A 16,494-nucleotide genomic window follows, 5' to 3' on the forward strand; every position below is an offset into this window, starting at 1 on the left:
GGTCCGCGACAGGGCCGGCCTGAGGTCGATGGCGCGCCACCTGCTGGCGGCGGCACTCCTGCTGTCGGCCGCAACCAGCCCGGCCAGCGCGCCGCCGGACGCACCGCCGGTGTACTTCGACTGGTTCGAATACCGCGGCCACGACGCGGCCTTCGACACGCCGCTGCCGGCCGACCACTACCGCAATCCGGTGCTGGCCGGCTTCCATGCCGATCCCAGCATCGTGAGCGCGAACGGCCGGTTCTACCTGGTCAATTCCAGCTTCACCTATTTCCCGGGCATTCCGGTGTTCGAGAGTGCCGACCTGGTTCACTGGAAGCAGATCGGCAACGTGATCGACCGCGCCACGCAGCTGGATTTCGACGGACTGAGCGTCTCGCGCGGCATCTTCGCGCCCACCATCGAATACCACGATGGGGTCTTCTACGTGGTGACCACGGCCACCGACAGTGGCGGCAACTTCATTGCCACCGCGCGCGACCCGGCCGGTCCGTGGTCCGATCCGCACTGGCTGCCCGGCATCGATGGCATCGATCCATCACTGTTCTTCGATGACGACGGCAAGGTGTACCTGGTCAACAACGACGCGCCGCCCGGCACACCACGCTACGACGGGCACCGCGCCATCTGGATGCAGCAGATCGATCTGGCTGCCTTCAAGCCGGTGGGGCCGCGCCGGGTGCTGGTCGACGCGGGCGTGGAGCCGGCGAAGAACCCGATCTGGATCGAAGGCCCCCACATCTACAAGCGCCAGGGCTGGTATTACCTGTCCGATGCCGAAGGCGGCACCGGGCCGCAGCACTCCCAGGTGGTGCTGCGCAGCCGCACCGTGTGGGGCCCGTATGACCCCTACGCGGGCAATCCGATCCTGACCCAGCGCGAGCTGCCCGACGACCGACCGCTACCGATCACCAATGCCGGCCATGCCGACCTGGTCGAAGGCCCGGACGGTTCGTGGTGGGCGGTGTTCCTGGCCAGCCGCAACTATCAGACGCGGCACTACAACACCGGGCGCGAGACCTATCTGCTGCCGGTGCGCTGGCAGGACGGCTGGCCACGGATCCTGCCGGCCGACCAGCCCATCCCCTACGTGGTCAAGGCGCCGTCGTGGATGCAGGGCGAAGCATCCCAGGCCCCCTCGACCGGCAACTTCGTCGAGCGCGACAACTTCGATGGACCGAGGCTCGATCGCCAGTGGCTGCGCGTGCGGGTGCCCAAGCACGCCTGGGCCGACCTGGCCACGCGCCCGGGAATGCTGGCCGTGCACCCGCTTGCCGAGGATCTGGACACGCTGCGCAATCCCGCGTTCCTTGGCCGACGCCAGCAGCACCTGCGCTTCGAGGCGAGCGCCGCGATGAGCCGGCCGGGGCCTGGCGTGGCGGCCGGCCTGGCGGCGTTCCAGAGCGAGGCGTACTGGTACTTCCTTGGCGTTCGCAGCCTTCCGGACGAGCGACTTTCGCTCTTCCTGGAAGTTCGTGATGGCGGTGGCAGTACGCGCATCGTGGCGACCCGCGAGGTGCGGGCACCGGATGCGTTGCGCCTGAAGATCGCCGGCAACGAGGGCGACTACGCGTTCTCGTTCGATACCGGCGACGGGCAGGGCTGGCAACTGCTTGCAGGCAAGGTGGATGGCACCGTTCTGAGCACGGACCGGGCAGGCGGATTCGTAGGCGCACTGCTGGGTCCCTTCGCGCGCGATGAGCGCACCGGGAGAAGCAAATGAGGCTGTCGCTGTCGTCCAACGCCCGTCGCCGCACTTTGCGCCGCGGGCTCACTGTGTTCGTTCTGACCTGCATCGCGGCGGCCGCATCCGCAGCCGCGCCGCGGCCCTGGCTGGACGTTTCGGCCAGCTTCGAGCAACGGGCTGCCTCACTCGTCGCGCAGATGACGCTGGAAGAGAAAGCCGCGCAGATGCAGAACGCCGCGCCGGCAATCGAACGCCTGGGTGTGCCCGCCTACGACTGGTGGAATGAGGGACTGCATGGCGTGGCACGGGCAGGGCAGGCCACGGTCTTTCCGCAGGCGATCGGCCTGGCCGCGACCTTCGATGTGCCGTTGATGGGGCAGGTGGCCACGACGATCAGCGATGAGGCCCGCGCAAAGCACCACCAGTTCCTCCGCGAAGGCGCGCACGGCCGTTACCAGGGGCTGACCTTCTGGTCGCCGAACGTCAACATCTTCCGCGACCCGCGCTGGGGCCGCGGACAGGAAACCTATGGCGAGGACCCGTACCTCACCGCGCGCATGGGCGTGGCCTTCGTACGTGGCCTGCAGGGCGACGACCCCGTCTACCGCAAGCTGGACGCCACCGCCAAGCATCTGGCCGTGCACAGCGGGCCGGAGGCCGACCGCCATCACTTCGATGCACGGCCCAGCCGGCGCGACCTGTATGACACCTACCTGCCGGCATTCGAGGCGCTGGTCAAGGAGGGCGACGTCGATGCTGTGATGGGCGCCTACAACCGCGTGTACGGCGAGTCCGCCAGTGCCAGCCGTTTCCTGCTGCGCGATGTGCTGCGACGCGACTGGGGCTTCAAGGGCTACGTGGTCTCGGACTGCTGGGCCATCGTCGACATCTGGAAGCACCACCATATCGTGACCACGCGCGAAGCCGCTGCGGCGCTGGCGGTCAGGAATGGCACCGAGCTGGAATGCGGCCAGGAGTACGCCACGCTTCCGTCAGCCGTGCGTCAGGGTTTGATCAGCGAAGCGGAGATCGACGATGCGGTGACCCGTCTGTTCACCGCACGGATGCGCCTGGGCATGTTCGACCCGCCGGAGCGGGTGCGCTGGGCGCGCATTCCGGCCTCGGTGAACCAGGCCCCGGCCCATGATGCGCTGGCGCTCAAGGCCGCGCAGGCGTCGCTGGTGCTGCTGAAGAACGACGGCATCCTGCCGCTGTCACGCGACATCAAGCGCATTGCCGTGGTCGGTCCCACTGCCGACGACACCATGGCACTGCTCGGCAACTACTTCGGCACGCCGGCCGCGCCGGTCACGATCCTGCAGGGCATACGCGAGGCGGCCAAGGGCGTCGAGGTTCGCTATGCCCGCGGCGTGGACCTGGTGGAGGGCCGCGACGATCCCGGTGCCACGCCGTTGATCGAGCCGACCTTCCTGCGGCCTTCGGCGGACTCGCCCGAGCGTGGCCTGCGTGGCGAGTACTTCCGCACGCCCGACCTGTCCGGTACGCCGGCCCTGGTGCGTACCGACGCGCAGATCGGCTTCCGCTGGGACCGCGGCTCGCCGACCGACAACCTGCTGGCACGCGGCGAAGCGGCACCGGGGCAGGGGATCCCGAACGACCGCTTCAGCATCCGCTGGAGTGGCCAACTGCTGCCACCCGTGTCCGGCCGCTACCGGCTGGAGGTGGCCGGCGATGATGGCTACCGCCTGTACCTGGACGGGAAGCGCGTGATCGATCACTGGGTGAACACAGATCGCCTGCATGCCGAGGGCATCGAACTGGAGCTGCAGGCCGGGCGTGCCTACGCGCTGACGCTGGAGTACTACGACGACGAGCGCGATGCCGGCGTGCGCCTGGGCTGGCGCATGCCCGGCGCCAAGGCGCCGTTCGATGAAGCGCTCGATGCCGCACGCGAAGCCGATGTGGTGGTGTTCGTCGGTGGCCTTACCGGCGATGTCGAAGGCGAGGAAATGACGGTCAACTATCCAGGCTTTGCCGGTGGCGACCGTACCGACCTGCGGTTGCCCGCGCCGCAGCGCACCCTGCTGGAGGCCCTGCACGCTACCGGCAAGCCGGTGGTGATGGTGCTCACCGGCGGCTCGGCCGTTGCCGTGGACTGGGCGCAGTCGCATCTGCCGGCGATCCTGATGAGCTGGTACCCCGGGCAGCGCGGCGGCACCGCCGTCGGCCAGGCGCTGTTCGGCGACGTCAATCCCGCCGGCCGGTTGCCAGTGACGTTCTACAAGGCCAGCGAAGCGTTGCCGGCATTCGACGACTACGCCATGGAGGGCCGCACCTATCGCTACTTCCGCGGCACGCCGCTTTATCCGTTCGGTCACGGCCTGTCGTACACGCGGTTCGACTATGGAACGCTCCGCCTCGATGCAGACAGCCTCCGCGCCGATGGCCGCCTGGGCGTGGCGGTCGATGTGACCAACGCAGGCACGCGCAGCGGTGACGAAGTGGTGCAGCTGTACGTGCGGCGCGAGCACGCTGGCAGCGGCGATGCCGTGCAGGAGCTGCGTGGCTTCCAGCGGATCCATCTGGCCCCGGGCGAACACCGCACGGTGACGTTCACCCTGGAGGCAGCGCAGGCCCTGCGCCACTATGACGAAGCGCGCGCCGCGTATGAGGTGCGGCCCGGTGCCTACGAGGTCAGGGTGGGGGCGTCCAGTGCCGATGCACGCGCGCAGGGCAGGTTCACGGTGGTGTCCGCGCATGACTGATCGCTCTCGCGGGCATCGATTTCCCTCCGCCCAGATCCCTTTTCCAGGACGTCCGCTGCATGGCAAGCACTGAACACGCGCTATCGGTACGCGAGAAGCTCGGCTACAGCCTGGGCGATCTCGCCGCCAACCTGATCTTCCAGACCCTGATCACCTACCTGGCGTTCTTCTACACCGACGTCTACCGCCTGCCAGCTGCGACCGCGGCCACGATCATCTTCGTGGTGGGCCTGCTGGGTGCGTTCGTGTTCACGCCGTTGATCGGCATCGCGGCTGACCGGACGACCACCCGTTGGGGCCGCTTCCGGCCGTGGATCCTGTGGACGGCCATTCCCTTTGGCGTACTGTCCCTGCTGGCGTTCAGCACGCCGGACCTGGGCGAGCGCGGAAAGGTGATCTATGCACTGGCCACCTACGCGCTGCTGGTCTGCGTGTACGCAGCGAACAACCTGCCGTACTCGGCGCTGAGCGGCGTGCTGACCGGCAGCATGGCCCAGCGCAACAGCCTTTCGGCCTACCGCTTCGTGGCCGTGATGATCGCGCAGTTCATCATCCAGGTGCTGCTGATGCCGCTGGTGCTGATCCTGGGTGACGGCAACCGGGTGCGCGGCTTCGAGCAGGTCATGACCGCATTCGCCATCATCGGCACGGCGTTCTTCCTGATCACGTTCGCCACCACCCGCGAACGCATCGTGCCGACGCGCGAACAGACCGGCGGCATAGTGCAGGACCTGTCGGACCTGCTGCACAACCGCCCGTGGCAGGTGATGCTGGCCCTGACCGTGCTGGTGTTCATCAACCTGGCATTGAAGGGCGGTACCTACATCTATTACTTCCAGTACTACATGAGTGAAGCGGCGCTGGCCGGCTTCCTTGAAAACTCGGGGTTCAACGGCCTGGTCAGCGCGTTGAATGCTGCGCTGGCCAGCGCCGGCTTCGCGGCGTTCACCTGGCCGAAGGACGCGGCCACCTCGGCGTTCAGCCTGTTCAACGCGTGCGGCATCCTCTGCATGATCCTGGGTATCGGCGCATCGCGACGGCTGGCGGACCGCTTCGGCAAGCGCGACGTCTTCGGTGGCGCCCTGTTTGTCTCGACCCTGTTCCTGCTTGCCTTCTACCTGTTTCCACCCACGGCGGTGGCGGTGGCGTTCGGCGCCTTCATGCTGCATGGCTTCTGCTATGGCATCACCATCCCGTTGCTGTGGGCGATGATCGCCGACGTCGCGGACTACTCGGAGTGGAAGAACCATCGGCGGGCAACCGCGATCATCTTCTCGGCGATGCTGTGCGGGCTGAAGATCGGCCTCAGCGTGGGCGGCGCGCTGGTCGCCGCGATCCTCGCCCACTACGGCTACCAGGCCGGCCTGGCGCAGCAGCCTGAGGCCGTGGTGCAGGGCATCCGCCTGACCGTAAGCGTCTACTGCTCCCTTCCTTTCCTGCTCGCCGTGGCGCTGCTGGTCTTCTACAGGATCGACAAGCGCACTGAAACCCGCATCGAGCAGGACCTCCACCTGCGTCGCCGTTCCGCCGACGCCTCCGCGTAACTCCAAGATGACGACCATGATCGACCTCTCTGCCGGCGAAGACGGCCAGGCCAGCGAAGCCCGTCTTGCGCAGCTCACCGCGCACGCCATTTCGCAACCGCTGGTGACCCACATCTATACCGCAGACCCTTCGGCGCATGTGTTCGAGGGGCGCCTGTACATCTATCCGTCGCACGACATCGACGGCGGCCAGCCATTCGACGACGAAGGTGGCCACTTCGGCATGCAGGATTATCATGTGCTGAAGATGGATACGCCCGACGGCACGGCCGTCGATTGCGGCATGGCGTTGCATGTGCGCGACGTGCCCTGGGCCCGCAAACAGATGTGGGCCCCCGATGCCGCCTGCCGTGATGGCCGCTACTACCTCTACTTCCCGGCCAAGGATGCCGAGGGCCGGTTCCGCATCGGCGTGGCGATCGGTGCGCGGCCGGAGGGCCCGTTCGTGCCCCAGCCGGAGCCGATCAAGGGTGCGTACTCGATCGATCCGGCCGTGTTCGAAGACGAGGATGGCAGCCACTACCTGTACTTCGGCGGCATATGGGGCGGGCAGCTGCAGAAGTATCGTGACAACCAGTACAGCGGGGCCCACGAGGAGCCCGAGGGCAGCGCACCGGCGCTGGGCCCGCGCGTGGGCCGCCTGGATGCCGGCATGACCGAGCTGGCCGAACCCACCCGCGAAGTGCAGATCCTGGATGAGCATGGCCAGCCGCTGCGCGCGGACGACCATGCGCGCCGCTTCTTCGAAGGTCCGTGGCTGCACAGGTACCAGGGTCGCTACTACCTGTCGTACTCCACTGGCAACACCCACCAGCTGTGCTACGCCATCGGCGACAGCCCGTATGGACCGTTCACCTACGCTGGCGTGATCCTCACCCCCGTGGTCGGTTGGACCACCCACCACTCCATCTGCCAGTTCGAAGGACAGTGGTACCTGTTCTATCACGATGCACTGATGTCCGGCGGCATCACCCACCTGCGCTCGGCCAAGTGCACGCCGCTGCACATGGAGCCGGACGGAAGCATCCGCACGATCAACCCGTATGGGGCCTGAGCGGATGCTGCCGGTGGATGATGCGCTGGCTCCGCTGCCAGCCGGCGAGCTGCACTGGCTGAGGTGCGGCGAACTGGAGGTTGCGTTCGCCGCAGGGGCGGGCGGGCGCGTGGCGCACCTGCGCTACCGGGGCGTGGAATGGCTGGTGGATGCGCAGCAGGCAGGCCCGGCGGCGATCGCGTGGGGCTGCTACCCGATGGTGCCGTGGGCCGGGCGCATCCGCCGTGGACAGTTCCATTTTGACGGCAGGCCGCATCGGCTGCCGCTCAACTTCGACGGGCACGCCATCCATGGGGTGGGTTTCTCGCGACCCTGGCGGATCGACCGCTTGGACGCGGCGGCAGCCCGGTTGTCGCTGGAGCTGCCGAGCGACGGCTACTGGCCTTTCGGTGGCGCTGCCGTGCTGGACCTGCAGTTGCAGGCTCACAGCCTGCAGATGGACCTCTCGGTCCAGGCCGGCGGCCAGGCGATGCCGGCGGTGCTGGGCTGGCACCCCTGGTTCCGGAAGCCGGAACGACTGCTTTTCAGTCCTCGCTTGATGTATCCGCGGGACAGGGAAGGTATTGCCACGCTGCCCCGCGTGGAGCCCACCACCGGCCCCTGGGATGACTGCTTCATCGCCGACGGTGACGTCACGCTGATACGCGAAGGCCAGCACCTGCGGCTGAGGTCGGACCACGACCACTGGGTGGTCTACGATGGTACGCCGCACGCCACCTGTGTCGAGCCGCAGAGCGGCCCGCCAGATGGCTACACCCTGGCACCGCACCGGCTGGAGCCCGGCCAGCGCCTCGCATTGACATTCGAACTGGCGTGGGCGGCGGACAGCACCTGAAACCCCGGCCAGGGCAGGCGGTCACCCGGGTGCCGGGCGGTCGGTACGCCGCCTGGACCGGCCGTGGACCCGGTGCCTGACACGGGCCGCGCCCCAGGACCACCTGACATTTCCTACAGGTTCCAGTCGATCCGCATGCCGGCGATCAGCGCATCCGGCAGGTCATGCTGGCGTGCGGGCTCATTGAACTGGTCGGGGTGCACGATGTAGTGCAGGTTCGGTGCAACACGAAGCTGCGGGGTGAGCTGGATGCCGTAGCTCAGCTCCATCATCACCTGGCTCCCGTGCGGGGTGCCGCTGCCACCGGCTGCGGCGCGGGCGAGGCGCAGGTCTTCCAGCGCGATGCTGCTGTACTTCTGCTGGGTCACGACGAAAGCGATGCTGTCCTGCGGCCGCCGGGCGAACGTGCCTTTCTGCACCAGCCCGGCCTGCAGGAAATGATCCTCGATCAACTGGCCGGAGGTGCCCTTGAGCGCCGCACCGAAAAGGGTCAGGCCGCGGCCGGCACCATCACTGGTGAGCTGCTGCTCGAAGCGGGCGAACGCACCGGAGCGACCGTGACGCGTCGCGTACTCCTGGCCACTGAGCAGCGCGGGAATGCCGTTGGCATCGCGCAGCGGATCGCGATAGGTCGAGTTGTCCTGCCAACCACCGAGTTCGTAGCGGGCTTTCAGTCGTGCCGAAGCAGGGCTGCGCCAGCCGATCGTGTAGGGCACGATCCAGCCGGTGGCCTGGTTCGTATTCCACTTCAGGCCATGCTGGCCATCCTCGGCCTGGCTGGGATCAACCTGGTAGGCGCCGACGCGGACATAGACATCGGGCGTCACCCAGGCCGTGGCATCGGCCATCCAGCTCGATACCGGCCACCAGGTGAAACTGCTGGTGCGGAATACGTAGGTCGGGTTGCCACAGGCCGAGTTGCCCTGGAAGTACTGGCACAGGTCCGAACCCAGGTGGTGGATGTTGGCGACGCTGCGCCCTGCTTCCAGCACCAACCGGTCGTTGAACAACTTCTGTTCGAGGGTCAGGTTGGCCAGGCGCGTGCCCTGGCCGCCGTAGATTTCCTGCACCGAGGTGCTGTTGCCTGTACTGCTGTTGGCGAGATTGGTGCCATGGCGGTTGATGCCGTAGGCCTTGACCGTCGCACCTCGCCAGCCAAACGCCGCGTCCAGGTCCACGTCGGCACCGAACATCAGCTGGCCGGCATAGGCCGTGCCGCTGCGCTTGCCACCGTCGAGCGTGGCGGCCGCTTCGCCGGTGTAGGCGAGCTTCGGAGCGAAGACGTCGCTCGCGTCGGCGGCTGCGGCCAGTGATGGCAGGGCCAGCAGGATCACTGTCGGCAGCAGGCGGCGGGAAGGGGAGGTCATGGGCGGGTTCCTTTTACAGGGTGGGAGCCGTGACCGGCTTCTTGAGCACGCGCAGCGCGACCGCGGTGACGGCCACGCCGGCCACGAGTGCCAGCAGGTAGATGCCAAGGTGGGTGACTGCGTTCGGGATCGGCAGCACGAACACGCCGCCATGCGGCACCTTCAGTTCGACGCCTGCGGCCATCGAAATCGCACCGGCCACGGCAGAACCAAGGATCAGCGCCGGAATGGTGCGCAGCGGATCACGCGCAGCATAGGGGATCGCGCCTTCGGTCACGAAACTGAGGCCAAGCACGCCAGCGGCACCGGCCGTGCCACGCTCCTCGGCAGTGAAGCGGCTACTGAACAGCCATGTCGCCAGTGCGATACCCAGCGGCGGCGTCATGCCGCCGATCATCGTCGCCGCCATCGGCGTGTAGACCTGGCTGGAAATCAATGCGGTGGAGAAGGCGTAGGACGCCTTGTTGACGGGTCCGCCCATGTCCACCGCCATCATGCCGCCCAGCAGCAGGCCAAGCAGGATCGCGCTGCTGCCTTGCATGCCGCGCAGCCAGTCGGTCAGCCAGGCCAGCAGCCCAGCCACCGGCGTACCGATTACATACATCATCAACAGGCCGACCAGCAGCGTGCCCAGCACCGGCAGGATCAGCACCGGCTTGAGGCCTTCCAGGCTGCGCGGCAGGCGCAGCGCACGGTTGATCCAATGCACGCCGTAGCCGGCGATGAAACCGGCCAGGATGCCGCCGATGAAGCCCGCATCCATGTTGACTGCCACCAATCCCCCGATCATGCCCGGGGCGATGCCCGGGCGATCGGCGATGGAGTAGGCGATGTAGCCGGCCAGTGCCGGCACCATCAGCATGAAGCCGGACTTGGCGCCGATCTGGAACAGCGACCAGGCCAGCGTGCCCTTGTGTGCATCGTCGAAGGCATAGATGCCGCCGAGCGCGAACGCCAGTGCGATCAGCAGGCCGCCGGCAGTGACGAACGGCAGCATGAACGACACGCCGGTCATCAGGTGCTTGTAGGGGCCGGTGACCCTGGCCTTCTCGGTGGTGCGACCTGAAGCCACCCTGCCGGTCTGCACGCCAGCCTCGGCCAGCGCCTTGCGGATCAGGTTCTGGCCGTCATTGATCGCCGGCTTGGTGCCGCTCTTGAACAGGCGTTTGCCAGCAAAGCGCGACAGATCGACTTCGCGGTCGGCGGCGATCAGCACCAGGTCGGCGGCGGCGATTTCGTCGTCGCTCAACGCGTCCTGGGCGCCGACCGAGCCCTGGGTTTCCACCCGGATCGCGTGGCCCAGTGCCTTGGCCGCCTGCTGCAGGCCTTCGGCCGCCATGAACGTGTGGGCGATGCCGGTCGGGCAGGAGGTGACGGCGACGATGCGCTTGCCCGCGTCATCCCTGGAAGGGGGTGACGATGCTGCGGCGAGCTGCGCCAGCACGGCGAGCGGGTCGTCCAGCACTTCACCGAGGCCGGCGCGCACGATCTGGGCATTGCCGAAGCGGGCGCTGTCCGCCTCGCCGTCACCCACCAGCAGCAGCTGCGTTGCGGCGGCAGCCTGCGCGTCGGGCAATGCCCCGGTCACGCCCTGATCGCTGCGGATTTCGATCGCCAATTCGACCCTTTGCTGGCGTGCGGCGCGGCGCAGCGCTTCGGCGGCAAGAACGGCCTCGATGCTGCGTTCGCCAGCGGCGATGACTACGGTGGAAGCTTGCATGGCAACTCCTGGAATTCTTCGGGTTCGTCCTTGCAGCAGGGGCCATCGGTGGCCCAAGGCCAGCCGCAGCCCCCTCTGCAGGGGTTTCAATCCAACCGCTCGATCAGTACATCGCCGGTCCACGCGCGCACCTGCGCCGGGTCCAGCCGTCGCGCGTCGCCACTCTCCAGCCGGCTCATCGAGAACGCCGTGGCCAGTCGCGCACAACTGGCCAGATCGGGGGAGGGCTCCAACAAGGCGGCGGCGATGCCGGCGACCATGGCGTCGCCGGCACCGACCGTACTGCCCTGCGCCAGTCGCGCTGGCCGTGCAACCAGGGCGCCGCTGCGATCAATGAACAGCGCGCCGTCGGCGCCCATCGAGATCGCTACGAGTGCAACTCCGCGTTCGACCAAGGCCCGGCCCGCGGCGCGCAGGGCGCTGCGATCCAGCAGCGGCGTGCCGGCCCAGGCCTCCAGTTCATGGCGGTTGGGCTTGACCGCGTAGGGCAGTGCACCCTGTGCACCACTCAACGCCGCGGCAAGCGCGTCGCCACTGGTATCCAGCAGTACGCGCGCGCCGGCGGCGCGCACCTGCGCCTGCAGTCGGGCCCATGCATCGGCTTGCAGCCCGGACGGAAGGCTGCCGGACAGCACCACCGGCAGCTGCGGCTGGAGCAGTGCGTCGAGTCGGCGCGATACCGCGTCCAGATCGGCGTCACGCAGTGACAGGCCGGGCAGGTTGATGTCGGTGGTCTCGCCGTTGGCGTCTTCCACCAGCTTGATGTTGGTGCGGGTACGGCCCGGAATGCGCAGACACGCGTCTGCGATGCCCCGATCGGAAAACAGTGCGCTGAACACGCCGTCGTTGCCATCGCCGAGCACGCCCAGCGCAGTGGTCGGCACGCCCCAGTCTGCCAGGCAGGCGGCCACGTTGATGCCTTTGCCGCCGGCGTCGTCGCGGGAACTGCGGGCGCGATGCACGTGACCCGGTTGCAGGTTCGCCAGCCGCACGGTCTGGTCGATTGCCGGGTTCAGGGTAATGGTGACGGCGCGGGAACTCATGCGCGCGCTCCATCGAGCGCACGCACCTGCTCAGCGGTTTCGCGGTCCAGCGCCGTCGCAGCCAGCGTTCGCAGATCGGCCAGCGCGCTGCCACGCAGGCGTGCTTTCACGGCCGGGATGTCGTTCGGGGTCATCGACAGTTCGTCCACGCCCAGGCCGGCCAACAGCAGTGCGCCGAACGGATCGCCGGCCAGCCCGCCACAGACGCCCACCCAGCGCCCATGCAGTCGTGCGCCTTCCACCGTGGCGCGGATCGCGCGCAGCACAGCCGGATGCAGGCTGTCGGCCTCGGCGGCCAGTTCCGGATTCTGGCGGTCGATCGCCAGCACGTACTGGGTCAGGTCGTTGGTACCGATCGAGAAGAAGTCGGCGTGGCGGGCCAGCACATCGCTCTGCGCCGCAGCGGCCGGCACTTCGATCATGATGCCGATCGGTACCCCGGGCGCCTGCAGTGCTGCGCGCTGGCGCTCGCAGATGGCGCGCAGTGCGACCAGCTCGCTCACCGAGGTGATCATCGGGAACATGATGGACAGGCGCGCGCCGTCTTTCGCCGCGCGGTACAGCGCACGCAGCTGCGGTTCCAGCAGGTCCGGCCGGCGCAGCAGCAGGCGCGCGCCGCGCACGCCCAGGAACGGGTTTTCCTCATGCGGCAGCTCCAGGTGCGCCACCTGCTTGTCGCCACCGATATCGAGCGCACGCACGATCAGTGGGCGGCCGCCGAGTGCCTTGGCCATCGCCACATACGTGGTGTACTGCTCATCCTCGCTGGGCGTACTGCCACGTTCAAGGAACAGGAATTCGGTGCGCATCAGGCCGACGCCTTCCGCACCTTGCTCCAGTGCCAGCGGCACCTGCTCGGGCAGGTTGACGTTGGCGCCGATGTCGATGCGGTGGCCGTCCGGCGTCTGTGCCGGCTGCGCGCGTTGCGCCGCTTCACGCTCGCGGATCTGCTGCTGTTCGGCGATCCACGCGCGCGCCGAGGCGAGGTCGGCCTCGGACGGAGACAGGTAGAGCCGCCCGCTGCTGCCGTCGATGATCGCCTCGCGACCGGCGCTGATCGCGAGCAGCTCGCCCCCCCCGGCGACCAGCGCCGGCAGGCCGAGGGTGCGCGAGAGGATGGCGGTGTGCGAGGTCGGCCCGCCCTGCGCGGTGGCCAGGCCAATCACGCGGGTAGTGTCGAGGTTGGCCGTGTCGGACGGCGAAAGGTCCGCCGCGATCAGGATGCACGGGTGCGCGGGCAGGTCGGCCAGGCCGCCACCGGCGGCCGACGGATCAAGCTGCGCCAGCACTCGGCGGCCAACGTCACGCAGGTCGGCGGCGCGCCCGGCCAGCACCGGGTTGCCCAGCGCGGCCAGGCCCGAGGCGATGTGTTCGATGGCCTGGTGCCAGGACCATGCGACGCCATGGCCTTCGACCATCAGCTGGCAGGTACGGGTAATCAGGTCGGTGTCGTCCAACAGCGCGGCATGGGCCTTGAAGATGGCGGCGTCCGAGGCGCCAAGCCGGCGCTGGGTGTCATCCTGCAGCGCGGCCAACTGCTGGCGGGTACGGGCGAGCGCGTCCTGCAGACACGCCCCGCCTTCGCCGAGCGGGGCCGGGCGGTCGGCGACCTCGGCCTGCGTGCTGGCCAATACATGCACCGGGCCGATTGCCAGCCCAGGGCTGGCACCGATGCCGACGATGGCAGCCTGTGCCTCGGGCGGATTCCAGCCTGCCACCGGCGTGGCCTTGCGTTGTGCTGCGCGTTCGGCGTCGGCCTTTTCCTGTGCCATCAGGTCCTCCATGACCCTGCGCAGCGCGGTCAGCAGGGCAGGGGCATCCGCCCCCTCGGCAGACACGCTGACGGCATCGCCATGACGCAGGCCAAGTTGCAGCAGCGCGACCAGACTCTTGGCGTCCGCTGCCTGGTCGCCGGCACGCACCTGGGCGCGGGCCGCAAAGCGGCGCGCCGTCTCTGCCCAGCGCGTGGCCGGGCGCGCGTGCAGGCCGCTGGGGTAGGCAATGGTCCAGTCAAAGCGCTCGGCCAGATCGGTGGCCGGTACCTGGGCGGCCGTGATCGCAATGTCGCCGGTCAGCGCGTTGACGATCTCACCCGCATCGGTGGTCGCAAACAGGCGCTGCAGCGTTGCCTCATCCTGGATCAGCCGGGTCAGGCGGCGCAGCAGGGTAATGTGGGTATCGGACTGGGCAGCGATGCCAACCACCAGACGGGTGACCTGCCCCGGATTCCATTCCACGCCTTCCGGCAACTGCAGCACGGCAATGCCATCGCGGCGCACCAGATGGCGGTCCTCGCCAAGCCCGTGCGGGATTGCCACGCCATGGCCGAGGAAGGTGTTGGCCAGCGCTTCGCGCCGTCCCATGCTGGCCTCGTACCCCGGCGCCACGCAGCCGGCCGCGACCAGCATCTGCGCGACCTGGGCGATCGCATCGGTCTTGTCCTGCGCCCGCGCGTCCAGGCGGATCAGTTCCCGGCTGACGGGGGAGGGGAAGGTCTGGGGCGACAAAGGGCGGCTCCGGCAAAAGGATGGCTGGGCATATTGGGAACGTTCCCACTGCCTATTTCAATGTGCACTGCACAAAATGCCAATAGCTATTTGGCGTTAGCATTGTCCTGAACAGCCGCCGGGCCATGGCAGGCGCACTTTTCCGGGAACGTTTCCAATGAGTATCAGCATCAATGACGTCGCGCGTGTAGCGGGGGTATCCAAGTCCACCGTGTCGCGGGTGCTCGGGGGCGGCCCGGTCAGCGAAGAGGTTCGCGGCCGGGTCGAGGTGGCGATCCGCCAGACCGGCTATCGGCCGAACCTGCAGGCAAGGCGGCTGCGCTCCCGGCACACCGGCATCATCGGGTTGATCGTTGCGGATATCCGCAACCCGTTCTTCACTGCGCTTATCCGTGCGGTGGAGGAGGTCGCCTATCGCGAAGGCCTGCGCGTCACGCTCTGCAACACCGACGAAGACCCCGAGCGCGAGGCGCTGTACCTGCAGTTGATGCACGAGGAGCGCATCAGTGGACTGATCTTTGCGCCCACACGGACCACGGTGGGGCGGCTGGAACGGCTCACGCTGGACTTCCCGACGGTACTGGTGGACCGCGCCGCGGCCAGCGGGTCGATCGACAGCGTGGTGCTGGACAATCCCGCGGCGATGGGCGCGCTGGTCGAGCATCTCGTCGAGCGTGGCTATCGCCGCATCGGCGGCCTGTTCGGCAGCACCAGCACCACGGCGGCCGAGCGCCGCGACGGCTATCTTGCTGCGATGCGCACGCACGGATTGGAGCCGGATTACCGTGAAGTCGAGCCAACGGCCGAGGCCGCCATCGCAACGGTCGACCAATGGCTGGCCGGCCCTTCGCGTCCCGACGCGCTGGTCACCAGCAACAGCCTGCTGCTCATGGGTGCATTGAAGGCGGCACGCAGCGCCGGTCTCGCCATTCCAGGGGAGCTGGCGCTGGCAGGGTTCGACAACGAGCGCTGGACCGAGCTGGTCGAACCTGGCATTACCGTGGTCGAGCAGCCGGTTGAAGACATGGGGCGCGCTGCGATGTCGCTGTTGCTGGAACGCCTGCGCATGCCGGAGCTGCCCGTGCGCAGGCTGGTGATGACGGGAAGGTGCGTGGTGAGAGGGTCGACGGCTGGGCGATAGTCCGGCGCCTGCTTGCGGCAGTCCATGAAGCAGCCGCCAGGTGTTGGCGGGTCATGCGTTGTCTGCTACAAGCCATCCGTACGCAGGCACAGGGAGCACCGCCGTGTCAGAGCCATATTCAGCACTGCTCCGCCTGCAGGCATCCATCACGATCTGTCCAGATGGCTGGCAGCGCCCGTGCCTTCATCAACCCGTTGGTCCGACTGGCGAGGCATCTCCGGGCAGTGGCGCATGGAAAACGGCCAATACGACGTATTCTGGAAGCCTCTACGATCTCACCGCGTTTCTCGGCCAGCTTGATCGGCTTTGACCTCTGCCGCGTGGCATCCATGAAAGCAACAGCCAGGGCCTCAACATGAAGGGACATCACCAACCCCAGGCGCGCCGCGTCATGCCTCGGCTCCTCGCACTTGGCCTCTGCGCGCTGGCTGGGTCCACCGTGGCCGGAACAACGCAGCCGGCACGGACCTGGCTTGTCAGCGGCACGGAACTCATCACCCTCCTCCAGGGGAAAGGCGATGACGGGTTCTGCGACGGCGAACAGTGCCGGAGCCTGTCCAGCGCTCGCGCCAGCGGCTATATCCTGGGCGTCGCCGATGCCAGCCGCGGACAGTGGTGCGGGCAGGGCCAGATCCTTCCGCATGAACTGGTCGACCATGTGTCTTCCCATCTCCGGCAACTGCCCCGCGAGCGATTGCAGCAGGATGCGTCGCCACTGGTTGTCGAAGGGCTGCGCACGGCGTTTCCCTGTGGTCGCGGCACACCACGTGGCAACAGTGCCGAGCCCGGCAATGGCCAATGAAGCACGCCGCGCCCGCTTGGCGACGATGCGGACGTCCTACACCCTCGCGACACGGTGCATTCACGGCC

Annotated in this window: 11 protein-coding genes; 7 read left to right on the forward strand and 4 right to left on the reverse strand. The window is 67.8% G+C overall.

What is annotated here, in order from left to right; translation table 11 throughout:
- The first annotated feature begins 28 nt into the window (after positions 1–28).
- The 5 genes from AC5JLE_RS14185 to AC5JLE_RS14205 are packed head-to-tail and all read left to right on the forward strand — an operon-like array spanning position 29 to position 7,846.
- On the forward strand, positions 29–1,723 hold the full coding sequence (locus tag AC5JLE_RS14185) for a glycoside hydrolase family 43 protein (protein WP_496065402.1): 1,695 nt from the start codon (positions 29–31) through the stop codon (positions 1,721–1,723).
- Entirely contained in the window at positions 1,720–4,413 is a 2,694-nt protein-coding gene (locus tag AC5JLE_RS14190) for a glycoside hydrolase family 3 protein (RefSeq protein WP_496065403.1), read from the forward strand. Before AC5JLE_RS14185 ends, AC5JLE_RS14190 begins: the two co-directional genes overlap by 4 nt.
- A gap of 59 nt (positions 4,414–4,472) precedes the next feature.
- A complete protein-coding gene (locus AC5JLE_RS14195; protein ID WP_496065404.1) occupies positions 4,473–5,957 on the forward strand; it encodes an MFS transporter in 1,485 nt (494 codons plus the stop codon).
- 16 nt (positions 5,958–5,973) lie between these two features.
- Positions 5,974–7,011, forward strand: coding sequence for a glycoside hydrolase family 43 protein (locus AC5JLE_RS14200; protein WP_197556515.1), 1,038 nt, complete (start codon positions 5,974–5,976; stop codon positions 7,009–7,011).
- Positions 7,001–7,846 carry an aldose epimerase family protein gene (locus tag AC5JLE_RS14205; protein ID WP_164109281.1) on the forward strand — a complete coding sequence of 282 codons (846 nt, stop codon included), beginning with the start codon at positions 7,001–7,003 and terminating at the stop codon, positions 7,844–7,846. Before AC5JLE_RS14200 ends, AC5JLE_RS14205 begins: the two co-directional genes overlap by 11 nt.
- A gap of 113 nt (positions 7,847–7,959) precedes the next feature.
- Here the strand turns inward: AC5JLE_RS14205 and AC5JLE_RS14210 are convergent, their stop codons facing one another.
- The 4 genes from AC5JLE_RS14210 to ptsP all read right to left on the reverse strand — a co-directional run bounded on the left by AC5JLE_RS14210 (position 7,960) and on the right by ptsP (position 14,483).
- A complete protein-coding gene (locus tag AC5JLE_RS14210) occupies positions 7,960–9,213 on the reverse strand; it encodes a carbohydrate porin (protein ID WP_142234746.1) in 1,254 nt (417 codons plus the stop codon).
- 13 nt (positions 9,214–9,226) lie between these two features.
- The gene (locus tag AC5JLE_RS14215; protein WP_496065405.1) at positions 9,227–10,933 is read right to left on the reverse strand and encodes a PTS fructose transporter subunit IIC; all 1,707 of its coding nucleotides are present in this window, start codon (positions 10,931–10,933) and stop codon (positions 9,227–9,229) included.
- Positions 10,934–11,019: 86 nt separating this feature from the next.
- The gene (gene pfkB / locus AC5JLE_RS14220; protein ID WP_496065406.1) at positions 11,020–11,976 is read right to left on the reverse strand and encodes a 1-phosphofructokinase; all 957 of its coding nucleotides are present in this window, start codon (positions 11,974–11,976) and stop codon (positions 11,020–11,022) included.
- A complete protein-coding gene (ptsP, locus tag AC5JLE_RS14225; RefSeq protein WP_496065407.1) occupies positions 11,973–14,483 on the reverse strand; it encodes a phosphoenolpyruvate--protein phosphotransferase in 2,511 nt (836 codons plus the stop codon). The genes pfkB and ptsP overlap by 4 nt, the downstream gene beginning before the upstream one ends.
- Positions 14,484–14,640: 157 nt before the next feature.
- Here ptsP and AC5JLE_RS14230 point away from each other — a divergent pair, with 157 nt between their 5' ends.
- Together AC5JLE_RS14230 and AC5JLE_RS14235 are read left to right on the forward strand one after the other, a co-directional pair.
- The gene (locus tag AC5JLE_RS14230; RefSeq protein WP_014647193.1) at positions 14,641–15,624 is read left to right on the forward strand and encodes a LacI family DNA-binding transcriptional regulator; all 984 of its coding nucleotides are present in this window, start codon (positions 14,641–14,643) and stop codon (positions 15,622–15,624) included.
- 355 nt (positions 15,625–15,979) lie between these two features.
- Positions 15,980–16,426 (forward strand): Rap1a/Tai family immunity protein, encoded by a 447-nt coding sequence (locus tag AC5JLE_RS14235; protein WP_414613822.1) that lies wholly within the window; start codon positions 15,980–15,982, stop codon positions 16,424–16,426.
- The last annotated feature ends 68 nt before the right edge of the window (positions 16,427–16,494 follow it).

This window comes from Stenotrophomonas sp., assembly GCF_059505245.1.